Raw genomic sequence first — 16,120 nt, forward strand, 5'->3', positions numbered from 1 at the left:
TGCCTCAACCTAAATTAGCGCCCGTTGCCGGGCGCCGGGATTACAGTTTCTTGGCTTTCTCGATCGCTTCTTCGATGCCGCCAACCATGTAGAACGCTTGTTCTGGCAGGTGGTCGTAGTCACCGTTGAGGATGCCTTTGAAGCCAGCAATGGTGTCTTTCAGGGAAACGTATTTACCCGATGCACCGGTGAAGACTTCAGCCACGAAGAACGGCTGCGACAAGAAGCGCTGGATCTTACGAGCACGGTTTACCAACTGCTTGTCGGCTTCCGACAGCTCGTCCATACCCAGGATCGCAATGATGTCCTTCAGTTCTTTGTAACGCTGCAGCACGTACTGGACGCCGCGAGCGGTGTCGTAGTGGTCCTGGCCGATTACGTTCGGGTCCAGCTGGCGCGAAGTCGAGTCGAGTGGATCGACCGCTGGGTAGATACCCAGGGAAGCGATGTCACGGGACAGAACGACGGTAGCGTCCAAGTGGGCGAAGGTGGTCGCTGGCGACGGGTCGGTCAAGTCATCCGCAGGTACGTATACCGCTTGGATCGAAGTGATCGAACCTTCCTTGGTCGAAGTGATACGTTCTTGCAGAACGCCCATCTCTTCAGCCAGGGTCGGCTGGTAACCTACTGCCGAAGGCATACGGCCCAGCAGTGCGGATACTTCAGTACCGGCCAGGGTGTAACGATAGATGTTGTCGACGAACAGCAGAACGTCGTTACCTTCGTCACGGAACTTCTCGGCCATGGTCAGGCCGGTCAGTGCTACGCGCAGACGGTTACCCGGCGGCTCGTTCATCTGACCGTAAACCAGTGCCACTTTGTCCAGAACGTTGGAATCCTTCATCTCGTGGTAGAAGTCGTTACCCTCACGAGTACGCTCACCCACACCGGCGAACACGGAATAACCGCTGTGCTCGATGGCGATGTTACGGATCAGTTCCATCATGTTTACGGTCTTGCCTACACCGGCACCACCGAACAGACCGACTTTACCGCCTTTGGCAAACGGGCAAACCAGGTCGATAACCTTGATGCCGGTTTCCAGCAGGTCGTTGCCGCCTGCCTGTTCAGCGAACGAAGGTGCTGGGCGGTGAATGCCCCAACGCTCTTCGGTGTCGATCGGACCAGCTTCGTCGATCGGGTTACCGAGGACGTCCATGATCCGGCCCAGGGTCGCTTTACCGACCGGTACGGAGATGGCTGCGCCAGAATCGGTAACTTCCAGACCGCGTTTCAGGCCCTCTGTGGAACCCATCGCAATGGTGCGAACCACGCCGTCGCCCAGCTGTTGCTGAACTTCCAGAGTGGTTTCAGCCGCGCTCACTACTTTCAGCGCGTTGTAGATGCTCGGTACGCTGTCGCGTGGAAATTCCACGTCGATAACGGCGCCGATGATTTGAACGATACGTCCGCTACTCATAGCTGGATCCTCTGAATATTTGAACCGTTAAACCGCGGCAGCGCCGCCGACGATTTCCGAGATCTCTTGGGTGATCGCAGCCTGACGCGCCTTGTTGTAGACCAGCTGCAAATCGCTGATCAAATCACCGGCGTTGTCGGTAGCGTTCTTCATCGCGATCATCCGCGCAGCTTGTTCAGCCGCGTTGTTCTCGACCACCGCCTGGTAGACCTGCGACTCCACGTAACGGACCATCAAGCCGTCAAGCAGCTCTTTGGCGTCCGGTTCGTAGAGATAGTCCCAGTGGTGCTTGAGTTCTTGATCCGGGGTTGCCACCAGTGGAATCAACTGCTCCACGGTAGGCTGTTGCGTCATGGTGTTGATGAACTTGTTGGACACCACGGACAGGCGGTCAATACGGCCGTCCAGATAGGCATCCAGCATCACCTTGACGCTGCCAATCAAATCATTGATCGACGGCTCTTCACCCAGGTGGCTGATAGCTGCAACGACGTTACCGCCGAAGTTGCGGAAAAAGGCCGCACCCTTGCTACCAACGACACACAGATCAATCTCGACGCCGTTTTCGCGGTTTACCGCCATGTCCTTGACCAGGGCCTTGAACAGGTTGGTGTTCAAGCCACCACACAGACCACGGTCACTGCTCACTACGACATAACCAACGCGCTTTACTTCACGGTCGATCATGAACGGGTGGCGATATTCCGGGTTAGCGTTGGCCAGATGGCCAATAACCTGGCGGATGCGCTCCGCATAAGGACGGCTAGCAGCCATGCGCATTTGTGCCTTGCGCATTTTGCTGACCGCCACTTTTTCCATGGCGCTGGTAATCTTTTGCGTGCTTTTGATGCTCGCAATCTTACTGCGAATCTCTTTTGCGCCTGCCATGTAACACCTATCAGGTTAGCAAGCGGGAGCCTTGCGGCTCCCGCTGCGGCTTACCAGGTTTGGGTGGCCTTGAACTTCTCGATACCGGCTTTCATGCCAGCGTCGATTTCGTCATTGAAGTCACCTTTCACGTTGATCTTCGCCATCAAGTCGGCGTGATCGCGGTTGAAGAAAGCAATCAGCGCTTGTTCGAAGCTGCCGATCTTGGCGATTTCAACGTCAGTCAGGAACCCACGCTCAGCGGCATACAGCGACAGCGCCATGTCAGCGATCGACATTGGTGCGTATTGCTTCTGCTTCATCAGCTCGGTAACGCGCTGACCATGCTCAAGTTGCTTACGGGTCGCTTCGTCCAGGTCAGAAGCGAACTGGGCGAATGCCGCCAGTTCACGGTACTGAGCCAGAGCGGTACGGATACCACCGGACAGCTTCTTGATGATCTTGGTCTGAGCGGCACCACCCACACGGGATACCGAAACACCGGCGTTCACTGCAGGACGGATGCCCGAGTTGAACATGGCCGATTCCAGGAAGATCTGACCGTCGGTGATGGAAATCACGTTGGTCGGAACGAACGCGGAAACGTCGCCAGCCTGGGTTTCGATGATCGGCAGTGCGGTCAGGGAACCGGTTTTGCCGGTCACTGCGCCGTTGGTGAACTTCTCTACGTACTCTTCCGAAACGCGGGATGCGCGCTCCAGCAGACGGGAGTGGAGATAGAACACGTCGCCTGGGTAAGCTTCACGGCCTGGTGGACGGCGCAGCAGCAGGGAAATCTGGCGATAAGCCACTGCTTGCTTGGACAGATCGTCATAAACGATCAGCGCATCTTCACCGCGGTCGCGGAAGAATTCACCCATGGTGCAACCGGAGTACGGTGCCAGGAATTGCAGCGCAGGAGATTCCGAAGCACTGGCAGCCACGATGATCGTGTTGGCCAGGGCGCCGTTTTCTTCCAGCTTGCGAACCACGTTGGCGATGGTCGATTGCTTCTGACCGATGGCTACGTAGACGCAGAAAATGCCGCTGTCTTTCTGGTTGATGATCGCGTCGATCGCCAGAGCGGTTTTACCGATCTGACGGTCACCGATGATCAGCTCACGCTGGCCACGGCCGACAGGGATCATGGCATCGACAGCCTTGTAGCCAGTCTGTACAGGCTGGTCTACCGACTTACGCCAGATCACGCCTGGAGCAACTTTCTCGACCGCGTCGGTCTCGGTGTTGCCCAGTGGACCTTTGCCGTCAACAGGGTTACCCAGTGCGTCGACTACGCGACCCAGCAGTTCCTTACCAACCGGAACTTCGAGGATGCGGCCAGTGCACTTGGCGCTCATGCCTTCAGCCAAAGACTGGTATGCGCCCAATACAACGGCACCTACGGAGTCTTGCTCCAGGTTGAGGGCCATACCGAAGACGCCGCCCGGAAACTCGATCATCTCGCCGTACATTACGTCGGCCAGACCGTGAATCCGCACGATACCGTCAGATACGCTGACGACAGTGCCTTCGTTACGGGCTTGGGAGGTCACATCGAGCTTGTCGATGCGGCCCTTGATAATTTCACTTATTTCGGAAGGATTGAGTTGCTGCATTGCTCTGCTGCCCCTTCAAACTCAAGATTTCAATGCTTCGGCAAGTTTCGCGATTTTGCCGCGAATCGAGCCATCGATAACCAGGTCGCCGGCGCGGATGACGACACCACCAATAAGGGCAGCGTCCTCCGCAACTTGCAGGCGCACTTCCCGGTTGAGTCGTGCACTGAGAACCTTGGCGAGTTTGTCTTGCTGTTCTTGGTTCAATGCAAAAGCACTGGTTACTTCCACGTCTACCGATTTCTCTTGTTCGGCCTTGTACAGGTCAAACAGAGCGGCGATCTCCGGCAGAAGCGGGAGACGGTCGTTTTCGGCAACGACGTGAATGAAGTTCTGTGCCTTGGCATCAAACTTGTCGCCGCACACGTCAATAAACGTGGCGGCCTTTTCTGCGCTCGTCAGTCGCGGGGCCTTGAGCACGCGCTGCATGGTGTCGTCTTCCGACACCAGTGCTGCCAGGCCGAGCATGGCTGACCAATTGGCCAGTTGCTGGTGGGCCTGAGCGTGCTCGAAGGCCGCCTTAGCGTAAGGTCGGGCCAACGTGGTCAGTTCTGCCATGATCGCCCTCGCTTAGATTTCAGCAGCCAGTTGGTTAACCAGCTCTGCGTGCGCGTTTTGATCGATTGTGGCACCCAGGATCTTCTCGGCGCCGCCGACTGCCAGCAAGCCCACTTGGGCACGCAGCGCGTCTTTGACACTGTTCAGTTCCTGTTCGATCTCGGCCTGAGCCTGAACCTTCACACGGTCAGCGTCGATACGGGCTTTTTCAACAGCCTCTTCGACAATCTGATTACCGCGTTTCTTGGCTTGCTCGATGATTTCAGCTGCCTGAGCTTTCGCTTCGCGCAGTTGCTGACCCGCTTTCTCTTGGGCCAACTCCAGGTCGCGAGCTGCTCGGCTGGCAGCGTCCAGACCATCAGCGATCTTCTTTTGACGTTCGTGCAGAGCCGCAATGACCGGAGGCCATACGAACTTCATGCAGAACAGTACAAAAATCAGGAACGCAACGGACTGGCCAATCAGGGTCGCATTAATGTTCACGCCAACACCTCGCAGTTACGTTGTCCATCACACCAAATTACCCGGAAGATCCGAGTAATTAGCCAGCGATCTGACCAACGAACGGGTTCGCAAAGGTGAAGAACAGAGCGATACCAACACCGATCATGGTTACGGCGTCGAGCAGACCGGCAACGATGAACATTTTAACTTGCAGCATTGGAACCATTTCTGGCTGACGCGCTGCGCCTTCCAGGAACTTGCCGCCCAGCAGGCCGAAACCAATTGCGGTACCCAGTGCGCCCAGGCCGATCAACAGTGCAACAGCGATAGCGGTTAGACCAACTACAGTTTCCATCTTTCCTCCCGACTTTTACGTCGTATGGTTTAGGTTTTTTAGATTTTAAAGCGGTAAAACAAATCGTTTCATAGCCCTGTTAGGGCACCCACCCGTTTGACCGGGTGGGACATCAGACCAGTCGAGACTGGTCTTAATGGTTCTCTTCGTGCGCCATCGACAGGTAAACGATGGTCAGCATCATGAAGATAAATGCCTGCAGGGTGATGATCAGGATGTGGAACACAGCCCACGCCCACTGCAGAACTACGCCCAGGCCGCTCAGCCAGAGCAGACCACTGCCGAACATCACAGCGATCAGAATGAACACCAGCTCACCGGCATACATGTTGCCGAACAGACGCAGAGCCAGGGAGATCGGCTTGGCGATCAGGGTCACGAATTCCAGCAGGAAGTTCACCGGAATCAGCAGCGCCTGAACAAAGATGTTCTTGCTGCCGAACGGGTGCAGGGTCAGCTCGCCAATGAAGCCGCCGAGGCCCTTGATCTTGATGCTGTAGAAAATGATCAGCGCAAACACCGTGAAGGCCATGGCCAAAGTAGCGTTCGGGTCGGTGGTCGACACAGCGCGGAACGGGATGTGGTGGTCGCCGGAGATCAGGATGGCCAGCTGAGGAATCCAGTCGACCGGTACCAGGTCGATGGCGTTCATCAGGAACACCCAGACGAAGATGGTCAGTGCCAGTGGTGCAACCACCGGGCTACGGCCATGGAAGCTGTCTTTCACGCTGCCATCGACGAATTCGACCAATACTTCAACGAAGTTCTGCAAAGCACCAGGTACACCGGTAGTCGCCTTCTTTGCCGCCATGCGGAAAAGAAGAACGAAGATCAGACCCAATGCGACCGACCAGCCGAGGGTATCGACGTGGAAAGCCCAGAAGCCCATTTCCTTGGCTTCTGCTGCGGAGTGGGCAAAGCCCCAGCCGCCGTTGGGTAGCTGACCGAAGGTCAGGTTCTGCAAGTGGTGCTGGATATAGCCCGAAGCGGTTGTTTCTGCCATGGTTGCCTCAAACGCCCTAAGGTCTCGAAAGTCTTGTTCTCATAAGCAGGGGAGCGAACCAGCTGACCAGTTGGGTCAGCACGAAGACGCCGAATACTGCTAACGGCGCCAATGGCTTCACACCTGCAAACGTCAATGCAAACAGCACTGCCGTCAAAATCAGTTTGCCCGCCTCGCCAGCATAAAAAGACCGGACGATGGCTTGAGCTGCTCGGGCGCCGGAAAACCGAAATGCCCTGTGAGCGAAATAAATATTGGGAAGCAAGGCTATCAGGCCTCCGCAAAGTCCTGAGTACCCGGCAACGACTCCATACCATCGCCAGAGCGCCAAAGCGGCAATCAGCAAAACGACAAGTTGAGCCATTAACACCGGAAAAACAGCCAATCGATGGAAAGGCAAGCGGTCTGGCGTGCGGTTTTCCATCACTTTTGCTCCCCAATGGTCGGCTGCCGAAATTCAATAACTTGGCATAATTTGTGCCGACAAAATGCGCGCAGAGTATAGGGGCGGTTCTGCCCCTATTCAACTGTCAGGTAGTGATTTCCGACTTCACGCTACAAGAGGAATTGTTTCAGCGGATGTGTGCGAGCACACCTTGAAGTTCATCAAGAGAGTTGTAGCCGATCACCAACTGCCCCTTACCCTTCTTTCCGTGGCGGATCTGCACCGCAGAGCCTAGGCGCTCGGCCAGGCGCTGCTCGAGCCGGGCGATATCCGGATCCGGTTTTGCCGGTTCCACAGGCTCCGGTTTGCCACTCAACCACTGGCGAACCAGTGCTTCAGTCTGGCGCACAGTCAGCCCCCGTGCGACAACATGTCGCGCCCCTTCAACCTGTTGGTTTTCCGGTAAACCCAGCAAGGCACGGGCATGACCCATTTCCAGGTCGCCGTGAGACAGCATGGTCTTGATGACTTCCGGCAACGAAATCAGGCGCAACAGGTTGGCCACGGTGACGCGGGACTTACCCACAGCCTCGGCCACTTGTTGCTGAGTCAGCTGGAATTCCTGCTGCAAACGCTGCAAGGCCACCGCTTCTTCGATTGGATTGAGGTCTTCGCGCTGGATATTCTCGATCAGCGCCATGGCGATGGCGGTTTCATCCGGCACATCGCGAACCATCGCCGGGATGGTTTCCTGGCCAGCCTGCTGGCTGGCGCGCCAGCGGCGTTCGCCGGCGATGATTTCGAAGCGGCCGCTGCCAATCGGGCGAACCACGATCGGCTGCATCACGCCCTGGGCCTTGATCGACTGCGCCAGCTCTTCCAGCGCCTGAGGATCCATGTCCCGACGTGGCTGGTACTTGCCACGCTGGATCAGGTCCAGGGGCAGGTGCTGCAGCTCACGCTGGTCGGCTTGCACCGCTTGTTCTTCCAGCGAGCTGACAGTCGGACCACTCAGCAGTGCATCCAGTCCACGTCCGAGACCTCGTTTCTTGACGGCCATGGGGATTCCTTAAGTTGCCTGGGCAGCGGCGGTGCGTGAATTTTTACGTTGACGGCGAACCATCTCGCCGGCCAATGCCAGATAGGCAATCGCGCCGCGCGATGATTTGTCGTACGCCAGCGCCGGCATGCCATAGCTTGGCGCTTCGGCCAGACGGATGTTGCGCGGAATCACGGTGTCGTAGAGCTGATCGCCAAAGTGTTCCTTGAGCTGCGCCGAAACGTCGTTCATCAGGCTCAGGCGCGGGTCGTACATGGTCCGCAACAGGCCTTCGACTTTCAGGTTCGGGTTCAGCAGTTCGGCAATGCGCTTGATGTTATCCACAAGGTCGCTCAACCCTTCGAGTGCGAAGTACTCACACTGCATGGGGATAATGACCCCGTCGGCGGCAACCAGCGCATTGAGCGTGAGCATCGACAGCGATGGCGGGCAGTCGATCAAAATGTAATCGTAGTTTTCACGGATCGGCGCCAACGCGCTGCGCAGGCGGCTTTCCTTCATCTGCATTTCAAGCAGAACGACTTCGGCCGCGGTCAGATCGCGGTTGGCCGGCAACAACTGGTAACCACCGTGTTCGGAATAGTGCATGGCCTGGGCCAGATCACATTCACCGATCAACAGATCGTAGACCGAGTTTTCCAGGCCGTGTTTATCCACACCGCTACCCATGGTGGCGTTGCCCTGTGGATCAAGATCGATCAACAGCACCCGACGCTTGGTAGCGACCAGGGAAGCTGCGAGGTTGATGCAGGTGGTGGTCTTGCCCACACCACCCTTTTGGTTCGCTATCGCGAATACCTTAGCCATTCTTGCTTGTGTTCCCAATCATGCCGTGCGGCGCAGTATCAGCAGATGGCGTTGGCCTTGGCAACCGGGTACGGCCAGGGCGTGTTCGCTATCGAGGTGGAAGTCTGCCGGCAATGCTACCAGCTCATCGGCGGGATGAACGCCCTTCATTGCCAGCCAGCGTGTATCGGCGTCGCCCAAATGGCGAGTCCAGTTGCTGAAGTTCTCCATGCTGCTGAACGCCCGGGAAATGATCCCGTTGAATGGCAGTTCAGGCTGGAAGGCTTCGACGCGACTGTGGATAACTTGCAGGTTATCCAGTTTGAGTTCGAGTTTGACCTGGGTCAGGAAGCGGGTTTTCTTGCCGTTGCTGTCCAGACAGGTCACCTGGGACTCTGGAAACAGGATCGCCAACGGAATACCCGGCATGCCGCCGCCGCTGCCAACGTCCAGCCAGCGACCGTTTTCGACGAACGACATCACGCTCAAGCTATCGAGCAGGTGACGGGAGACCATTTCATCCGGATCGCGCACGGCGGTCAGGTTGTAAGCCTTGTTCCATTTGATCAACAAGGCCAGATAACCCAGCAGCTGAGCGTGCTGGGCTTCCGTCAGTGTGACACCGAGCTGGCGAGCACCTGTGGATAACTCTTCTGCATGTTGCGAGGTAACCAACGAACTCAAGCGCTTTGCTCCAACTGACGGCCCGCGCCGCGTTTTTTCAAATGAATCATCAACAGCGAAATCGCCGCTGGGGTTACGCCCGGAATACGCGACGCCTGGCCCAAAGTCTCTGGACGGGTCGCACCGAGCTTGCTCTGGATCTCCTTGGAGAGACCGGAGATGTTCGTGTAATCGATATCCACAGGCAGTTTGGTGTCTTCGCTGGCCCGCAGGCGTGCGATTTCATCCTGTTGACGGTCGATGTAACCGGCGTATTTGGTCTTGATTTCGACCTGTTCGGCGACCTGTGGATCTTCTGCGCCCCCGCCAGTCACGGCGATCAGACCAGCGTAGTCGATTTCCGGACGGCTCAGCAGGTTGAGCAAATTGTATTCGTGGGTCAGCGGCGTGCCGAACTTCTCGGCAATCGCATCGCCCTGTTCGGTGCCCGGGCGAACCCAGGTACTTTTCAGGCGTTGTTCTTCCAGATTGATGCTTTCGCGTTTTTTGCAGAAAGCCGCCCAACGCGCGTCATCCACCAGACCCAGTTCGCGACCTTTTTCGGTCAGGCGCAGGTCGGCGTTGTCTTCGCGCAGAATCAAACGGTATTCGGCGCGGGATGTGAACATCCGATACGGTTCCTGGGTACCGAGGGTAATCAGGTCGTCAACCAAAACGCCGATGTACGCTTCATCGCGACGCGGGCACCAGGCTTCTTTGCCCTGGGCTCGCAGCGCGGCGTTGGCTCCGGCCAGCAAACCCTGGGCACCGGCTTCTTCGTAACCGGTGGTGCCGTTGATCTGCCCGGCGAAGAACAGACCGGCGATGACTTTGGTTTCCAGGCTGTACTTCAGGTCACGCGGATCGAAGTAGTCGTACTCGATGGCATAGCCCGGGCGAACAATGTGCGCGTTTTCCATGCCACGGATCGATTGCACGATCTGCAATTGCACGTCAAACGGCAAGGATGTGGATATCCCGTTCGGGTACAGCTCGTGAGTGGTCAACCCTTCCGGTTCGATGAAGACCTGGTGGCTTTCCTTGTCGGCAAAGCGGTGGATCTTGTCTTCGATCGATGGGCAATAACGTGGGCCGATGCCTTCGATCAACCCGGCATCGGAATACATCGGCGAACGGTCGAGGTTGGCGGCAATGATTTCGTGGGTCCGGGCGTTGGTGTGGGTGATCCAGCAGCTGACCTGTTTCGGGTGCTGTTCTTTGGAGCCCATGAACGACATTACCGGGATCGGCGTATCACCGGCTTGCTCGGTCATGACCGAGAAATCCACAGACCGACCGTCGATACGCGGCGGAGTACCGGTTTTCAGGCGACCGACACGCAACGGCAGTTCACGCAGACGATGAGCCAGGGCAATCGAAGGCGGATCACCGGCGCGACCGCCGGAATAATTCTGCATCCCGATGTGGATAAGTCCACCGAGGAAGGTGCCCGTCGTCAGCACCACGGAGTCGGCGAAGAAACGCAGGCCCATTTGCGTGACAACGCCGCGCACTTGTTCCTGTTCGACGATCAGGTCGTCCGCGGCCTGTTGAAATATCCACAGGTTCGGCTGGTTTTCCAAAGCTTCGCGGACAGCGGCCTTGTACAGCACCCGATCTGCCTGGGCGCGAGTTGCACGCACGGCCGGGCCTTTGCGGCTGTTCAATACGCGAAATTGAATACCACCTTTATCGGTAGCCATGGCCATCGCGCCACCCAGGGCATCGATTTCCTTGACCAGATGGCTTTTGCCGATCCCACCAATGGCGGGATTGCAGCTCATGGCACCGAGGGTTTCCACGTTATGCGTCAGCAACAGGGTTTTTGCCCCCATACGTGCTGATGCAAGTGCTGCCTCGGTACCGGCATGACCGCCGCCGATGACGATCACTTCAAAACGGGAAGGGAAATCCACCACGCACCTCGTGCCTGCTTTAGTCAGGTAATCCGGAATAGTTTGAGCTCAGGTTCTTGGACCTGGTCGGCAAGTATAGGGACTTCGCCCTTCCTAAAGAACCCTTTGCACAAAATTTAACCAGCTGTGGAGAAGTCGGGGTTATAGAAATTAAAAAGAGAGAAATTTATTAAATCTTTGTTTTTATGTTTATTTCTACTGACCCACCTTTCTGTGGATAGATTCATACAGGCCTTTATTTTAAATGTGTACAGAGATTCAAAACCCTGTGGTCATGTGCCGAGGAGGCCCTTGGATAACCGGTGTAAGCCTGTGGATGAAAGGGGTGGTTATCCACAGAGGCGGTTATCTTCAGTTTTGAGGCCTTGTTATCAACTGCCCTTAGCGGCAGTTATTCACAGGGCTTAATCCACAGAAAAGGGCTGACCGAACAAATCCCAGGCACGGAAAATCTGCCCGAACAGAAAAATCTGCTCGGGAGCGGAGGGCTATTTCAGAAGAAGGGGAGCAGACAGGCCAGAACGGCCTGTCTGTGGGTAACGCAGAAGGACTATTTACCGATGCAGAAGCTGGAAAAGATCCTGCCCAGCAGATCATCGGAGCTGAATGCCCCGGTGATCTCGCCCAAAGACTGCTGGGCTTGCCGCAAATCTTCGGCCAGCAGTTCACCGGCACCCGCTAACGTCAGCTGTGCGCGGCCGTGTTCGAGGGACGCACTCGCGTGACGCAGTGCCTCCAGGTGACGCCTGCGAGCACTGAAGCTGCTTTCAGAGGTCTGCTCGTAACCCATGCAGGCCTTGAGATGCTCGCGCAACAACTCCAGGCCTTCGCCGGCGGACCTGGCACTGAGGCTGATCGTGACGTGGCCATCGTTACTGACTTCCAGGGCAATTGCTTCGCCCGTCAGGTCTGCCTTGTTACGAATCAGCGTCACTTTTGCCGGATCCGGGCGGGTTTCAAGGAATTCAGGCCACAAGGCAAATGGATCAAGGGCCTCGGGAGCCGTGGCATCGACCACCAGCAACACCCGATCCGCTTCGCCGATAGCTTTCAATGCCCGTTCGACGCCGATTTTCTCGACCTGATCGTCGGTATCCCGCAGCCCGGCAGTGTCGACCACATGCAACGGCATGCCATCGATGTGGATATGTTCGCGAAGAATATCCCGGGTCGTGCCGGCAATCTCGGTCACGATCGCGGCTTCACGTCCGGCCAGGGCATTCAGAAGGCTGGACTTGCCGGCATTCGGCCGGCCGGCAATGACTACCGTCATGCCGTCACGCAGCAAGGCCCCCTGCCCGGCTTCCCGAAGCACTGTGGATAATTCGTCGCGCACTTTATCCAGCATACTCAGTACATGGCCATCGGCGAGGAAGTCGATTTCTTCTTCAGGGAAGTCGATGGCCGCTTCGACGTAAATGCGCAGGCCTATCAGTTGCTCGGTAAGGTTATGCACACGCAGGGAAAACGCCCCTTGCAACGAACGCAGGGCATTTCGTGCTGCCTGTGCAGAACTCGCCTCGATCAGGTCGGCAATGGCTTCGGCCTGAGCCAGGTCAAGCTTGTCATTGAGGAAGGCGCGTTCGCTGAATTCACCCGGCCGGGCCAGACGGCAGCCCAGTTCCAGGCAGCGTTTGAGCAACATATCCAGGACGATTGGTCCGCCGTGGCCCTGCAGCTCCAGCACATCTTCGCCGGTGAACGAATTCGGTCCCGGGAAATACAGCGCGATGCCTTCGTCCAGCACCTCTTCATTTTCACTGAGGAACGGGCCGTAATGGGCGAACCGCGGTTTCAGTTCGCGGCCGCTGATGGCTTTGGCCGCCACACTCGCCAGCGGCCCGGAAATACGGACGATGCCCACACCGCCGCGACCTTGAGCGGTGGCGACGGCTGCGATGGTTTCACGAGGAACGCTCATAAACCGGTATCCAGACAAAAGTGACAGATAGCAAAACGCCCCACTAGGGGGCGTTTTGAGTGGTTATCCACAGTGTAAATCAGGCAGCTGCTTTGGTAGCCGCTTCGATCTTACGAGTGATGTACCACTGTTGGGCGATCGACAGGCAGTTGTTCACTACCCAGTACAGTACCAGACCGGCCGGGAACCACAGGAAGAAGAAGGTGAAGATGATTGGCATCAGCTTCATCACCTTGGCCTGCATCGGATCCGGAGGTGTCGGGTTCAACTGCTGCTGGATGAACATGGTTGCGCCCATGATGATCGGCAGAATGAAGAACGGATCCTTGATCGACAGGTCAGTAATCCACAGCATGAATGGCGCCTGGCGCATTTCCACGCTTTCCAGCAGGACCCAGTACAGCGAAAGGAAAACCGGCATCTGCACCAGGATTGGCAAGCAGCCACCCAGTGGATTGATCTTCTCTTTCTTGTACAGCTCCATCATGGCTTGCGACATTTTCTGCCGGTCTTCGCCATGTTGCTCTTTCAGCGCGGCCAGTTTCGGTGCCACTGCACGCATGCGTGCCATGGATTTGTAGCTGGCGGCCGACAGGGGGAAGAAAATCCCCTTGATCAGCATGGTCAGGAAGATGATCGAGAAGCCCCAATTACCAACCAGTGCGTGGATATGTTGCAGCAACCAGAAGATTGGCTGGGCAATGAACCACAAAATGCCGTAGTCGACGGTCAGTTCCAGGCCTGGGGACAACTGTTTCAGGACAGCCTGGCTTTTTGGACCTGCGTACAGAACGGCGCTGGTTTCAACCTTGGCACCTGGCGCAGCGGTCAGAGAAGGACCGGTGTAGCCAATGATGTAGTTGCCTTTGCTGTCTTTACGGGTCTGGACGACGTTGTTTTCGCCCTTGGCCGGAATCCACGCGGTCACGAAGTAATGCTGCAACCAGGCAACCCAGCCACCGCTGACGGTTTCTTTCAGCTGAGCCTTGTCCATGTCCTTCATCGACACTTTCTTGTACGGCTCGTTACTTGTCCACAGGGCGGCGCCCAGGTAAGTCGCGGTGCCGGTGGCAGTGCTGGAAGAAGGATCGGAACTGGCATCACGCTTCAGTTGCGCGAACATTGCACCGGACCAGGGCTGAGCGCTCTGGTTGTCGATCAGGTAGGAAACGGTTACGTCATACAGGCCACGTTTCAGGGTGAAACGCTTGATGTAGTTGACGCCGTCCTTGCTGAACTTCAGGTCCACGACCAATTGGTCCTGACCGTCAGCCAGTTGATAAATCTTCTTCTCGGAGGAGTAAACCGGACGACCGGCAGGACTTGCGTCCGGACCGTTGGTGCCGATCAGGCCGCTCTGAGCCAGATAAGTCCGCTCGTTGCCGTTATCGAACAGCTGGAATGGAATTTCCGGATGGTCCTGGCGACGTGGATACAGCGGCAGCGTCAACTGGGCAACATCACCACCTTGTGGATCGATAGCCAGGTTGAGCACATCCGTTTTGATCTGGATGAGGTCTTTGCTTGCAGCCACTGGCGTTTCAGCAGGTGCAGTTGCACTGGTATCGCTTGCGGCGCGCGGGATGTCGTCACTGGCGGAAGCATTATTGCCAGTCGCCGTATCCGGTAGACCCGGTGCGGTAGTACTGGAAGCAACATTCTGAGTCGGCAGGGCAGCCTGGCCATAGTCCTGGTTCCATTTAAGAACCATAACGTAGGACACGATTGCCAGGGCGACGATCAGGATCGTGCGTTTGATATCCATGATTACTCGGCCATCGAAGAAGAACGGGAGGTAGGGATAGGTGGAACCGGGTCATAACCACCGGGATTCCACGGATGACAGCGACCTAAACGACGAAAGGTCAGCCAGCCACCGCGCAGAAGGCCATGATTTTCTATGGCTTCTAACGCGTAGCAGGAACAACTGGGGTAGAAACGACAGTGATTGGCCATCAGGGGACTAATGGCATAGCGATAAAACTGGATCGGAACGAGTGCCAGTTTACGCATCGGGACTGTCTACCCCTACAGTTTCGGCTTTGACTGCTGGTACCGGCTTGCTGCGTGCCAGACGTTTCCAGAGTTTGCCGAAATGCTGAATCAATTCGGGGTTTTCTACGTCACCCAAACCTTTGCGCGCGACGATAACAATGTCCCAACCGACCAGTGAATCCTGGTTCAGGCGAAACGATTCGCGCATCAGACGTTTGAGGCGATTGCGCTCGACGGAGAGCTTTACGCTCTTTTTCCCGATAACCAGCCCGAGACGGGGGTGATCAAGATCGTTATTGCGCGCAAGGAGCAGGAGATTTTTCCCCGGAACCTTGCCGGTAGGGGAGTCAAAGACTGCCTTGAAATGCCGGGGAGTAAGCAGACGCTTATCCCGACTGAAGTCCTGACTCACCTCCAGTGCCGGATTATCAAACTGCCAGACGCGCACGACCTTTGGCGCGACGACGCGACAGGACGGCACGACCGTTCTTGGTAGCCATGCGAGCACGGAAACCGTGGGTACGAGCGCGTTTGATAGTGCTTGGTTGGAAAGTACGTTTCATTGTCGTGTTACCTGGTTCGTCCACAACGGGCCGGAATGGCCCCCGTTTTAAGAGACCGGGGATTCTAGAGAAAGCAAGCCTCTAGGTCAATTTCCAACCAACGTTTCCTTATAAATAGATCTCCAGAGGATTTGCTCGTCCGCAGGTCGTTCGCTAGATATAGAAATAAAGAAGGGAATTATTTAAAGCTTTTCTGTAAAGCTTGTAAAAGCTAGGCATGCGATCATCTGTGGATAACTGCCTTAAGCCCTTAAAAACCGTGATGTACAGAGAATGACAACTACAGTGGAAAACGGTGATCAGCCTGTGCTGCGCTATCGGATAAGCTGTGTGTGGAAAGGTCAGTTATCCACAGGCAGGTTATCCACCGAGTTTCGCCCCCACTTGTCCAGTGCCCTCATGGGCGGTTATCCACAGAGCTTATGCACATACCGTTGGTCTTCTTTTTGAGGGTTAACGCGTTGATAATTCATGCCCTGTGCGCAACCTGCATGTGGATAAGTGGGCGTCTGGCCGCTACAATGACCGCTTGTTTTTGCCTCACCGGCTTTCAACTTAGGGGATATCC

General features: G+C 56.3%; 17 protein-coding genes. All 17 read right to left on the reverse strand.

Going from position 1 to position 16,120, the window contains the following annotated elements; translation table 11 throughout:
- Nucleotides 1-40: 40 nt before the first annotated feature.
- On the reverse strand, nucleotides 41-1,420 hold the full coding sequence (gene atpD / locus LOY36_RS28880) for a F0F1 ATP synthase subunit beta (protein ID WP_007911961.1): 1,380 nt from the start codon (nucleotides 1,418-1,420) through the stop codon (nucleotides 41-43).
- 27 nt (nucleotides 1,421-1,447) lie between these two features.
- The gene (atpG, locus tag LOY36_RS28885) at nucleotides 1,448-2,308 is read right to left on the reverse strand and encodes a F0F1 ATP synthase subunit gamma (RefSeq protein WP_007934344.1); all 861 of its coding nucleotides are present in this window, start codon (nucleotides 2,306-2,308) and stop codon (nucleotides 1,448-1,450) included.
- 50 nt (nucleotides 2,309-2,358) lie between these two features.
- Entirely contained in the window at nucleotides 2,359-3,903 is a 1,545-nt protein-coding gene (gene atpA, locus LOY36_RS28890; RefSeq protein ID WP_007934342.1) for a F0F1 ATP synthase subunit alpha, read from the reverse strand.
- Nucleotides 3,904-3,924: 21 nt separating this feature from the next.
- Nucleotides 3,925-4,461, reverse strand: coding sequence for a F0F1 ATP synthase subunit delta (locus LOY36_RS28895; protein ID WP_019580345.1), 537 nt, complete (start codon nucleotides 4,459-4,461; stop codon nucleotides 3,925-3,927).
- Between the two features lie 12 nt (nucleotides 4,462-4,473).
- The gene (locus LOY36_RS28900; protein WP_008064601.1) at nucleotides 4,474-4,944 is read right to left on the reverse strand and encodes a F0F1 ATP synthase subunit B; all 471 of its coding nucleotides are present in this window, start codon (nucleotides 4,942-4,944) and stop codon (nucleotides 4,474-4,476) included.
- 58 nt (nucleotides 4,945-5,002) lie between these two features.
- Entirely contained in the window at nucleotides 5,003-5,260 is a 258-nt protein-coding gene (atpE, locus tag LOY36_RS28905; RefSeq protein ID WP_003097235.1) for a F0F1 ATP synthase subunit C, read from the reverse strand.
- A gap of 133 nt (nucleotides 5,261-5,393) precedes the next feature.
- Nucleotides 5,394-6,263: a F0F1 ATP synthase subunit A gene (gene atpB, locus LOY36_RS28910; protein ID WP_007934337.1), complete on the reverse strand. Its 870-nt coding sequence runs from the start codon at nucleotides 6,261-6,263 to the stop codon at nucleotides 5,394-5,396.
- Nucleotides 6,264-6,279: 16 nt separating this feature from the next.
- Nucleotides 6,280-6,687 (reverse strand): F0F1 ATP synthase subunit I, encoded by a 408-nt coding sequence (locus LOY36_RS28915; RefSeq protein WP_007934335.1) that lies wholly within the window; start codon nucleotides 6,685-6,687, stop codon nucleotides 6,280-6,282.
- 148 nt (nucleotides 6,688-6,835) lie between these two features.
- Nucleotides 6,836-7,708, reverse strand: coding sequence for a ParB/RepB/Spo0J family partition protein (locus LOY36_RS28920; protein ID WP_007934333.1), 873 nt, complete (start codon nucleotides 7,706-7,708; stop codon nucleotides 6,836-6,838).
- 9 nt (nucleotides 7,709-7,717) lie between these two features.
- Nucleotides 7,718-8,515 (reverse strand): ParA family protein, encoded by a 798-nt coding sequence (locus LOY36_RS28925; RefSeq protein ID WP_007934331.1) that lies wholly within the window; start codon nucleotides 8,513-8,515, stop codon nucleotides 7,718-7,720.
- 18 nt (nucleotides 8,516-8,533) lie between these two features.
- The gene (rsmG, locus tag LOY36_RS28930) at nucleotides 8,534-9,178 is read right to left on the reverse strand and encodes a 16S rRNA (guanine(527)-N(7))-methyltransferase RsmG (RefSeq protein WP_007934329.1); all 645 of its coding nucleotides are present in this window, start codon (nucleotides 9,176-9,178) and stop codon (nucleotides 8,534-8,536) included.
- Nucleotides 9,175-11,073, reverse strand: coding sequence for a tRNA uridine-5-carboxymethylaminomethyl(34) synthesis enzyme MnmG (mnmG, locus tag LOY36_RS28935; RefSeq protein ID WP_258671782.1), 1,899 nt, complete (start codon nucleotides 11,071-11,073; stop codon nucleotides 9,175-9,177). Before mnmG ends, rsmG begins: the two co-directional genes overlap by 4 nt.
- Before the next feature lie 550 nt (nucleotides 11,074-11,623).
- Nucleotides 11,624-12,994 carry a tRNA uridine-5-carboxymethylaminomethyl(34) synthesis GTPase MnmE gene (mnmE, locus tag LOY36_RS28940; RefSeq protein WP_258671783.1) on the reverse strand — a complete coding sequence of 457 codons (1,371 nt, stop codon included), beginning with the start codon at nucleotides 12,992-12,994 and terminating at the stop codon, nucleotides 11,624-11,626.
- A gap of 79 nt (nucleotides 12,995-13,073) precedes the next feature.
- A complete protein-coding gene (yidC, locus tag LOY36_RS28945) occupies nucleotides 13,074-14,759 on the reverse strand; it encodes a membrane protein insertase YidC (protein WP_018927323.1) in 1,686 nt (561 codons plus the stop codon).
- Nucleotides 14,760-14,761: 2 nt separating this feature from the next.
- Entirely contained in the window at nucleotides 14,762-15,007 is a 246-nt protein-coding gene (yidD, locus tag LOY36_RS28950; protein WP_003213574.1) for a membrane protein insertion efficiency factor YidD, read from the reverse strand.
- Nucleotides 15,000-15,401, reverse strand: a complete 402-nt coding sequence (rnpA, locus tag LOY36_RS28955) for a ribonuclease P protein component (protein ID WP_026286513.1) — start codon at nucleotides 15,399-15,401, stop codon at nucleotides 15,000-15,002. The genes yidD and rnpA overlap by 8 nt, the downstream gene beginning before the upstream one ends.
- Before the next feature lie 16 nt (nucleotides 15,402-15,417).
- Nucleotides 15,418-15,552 (reverse strand): 50S ribosomal protein L34, encoded by a 135-nt coding sequence (gene rpmH, locus LOY36_RS28960; RefSeq protein WP_003213577.1) that lies wholly within the window; start codon nucleotides 15,550-15,552, stop codon nucleotides 15,418-15,420.
- Nucleotides 15,553-16,120 lie beyond the last annotated feature (568 nt).

This window comes from Pseudomonas sp. B21-019 (assembly GCF_024749225.1).
In the GTDB taxonomy this organism is placed as follows: Bacteria; Pseudomonadota; Gammaproteobacteria; order Pseudomonadales; family Pseudomonadaceae; genus Aquipseudomonas.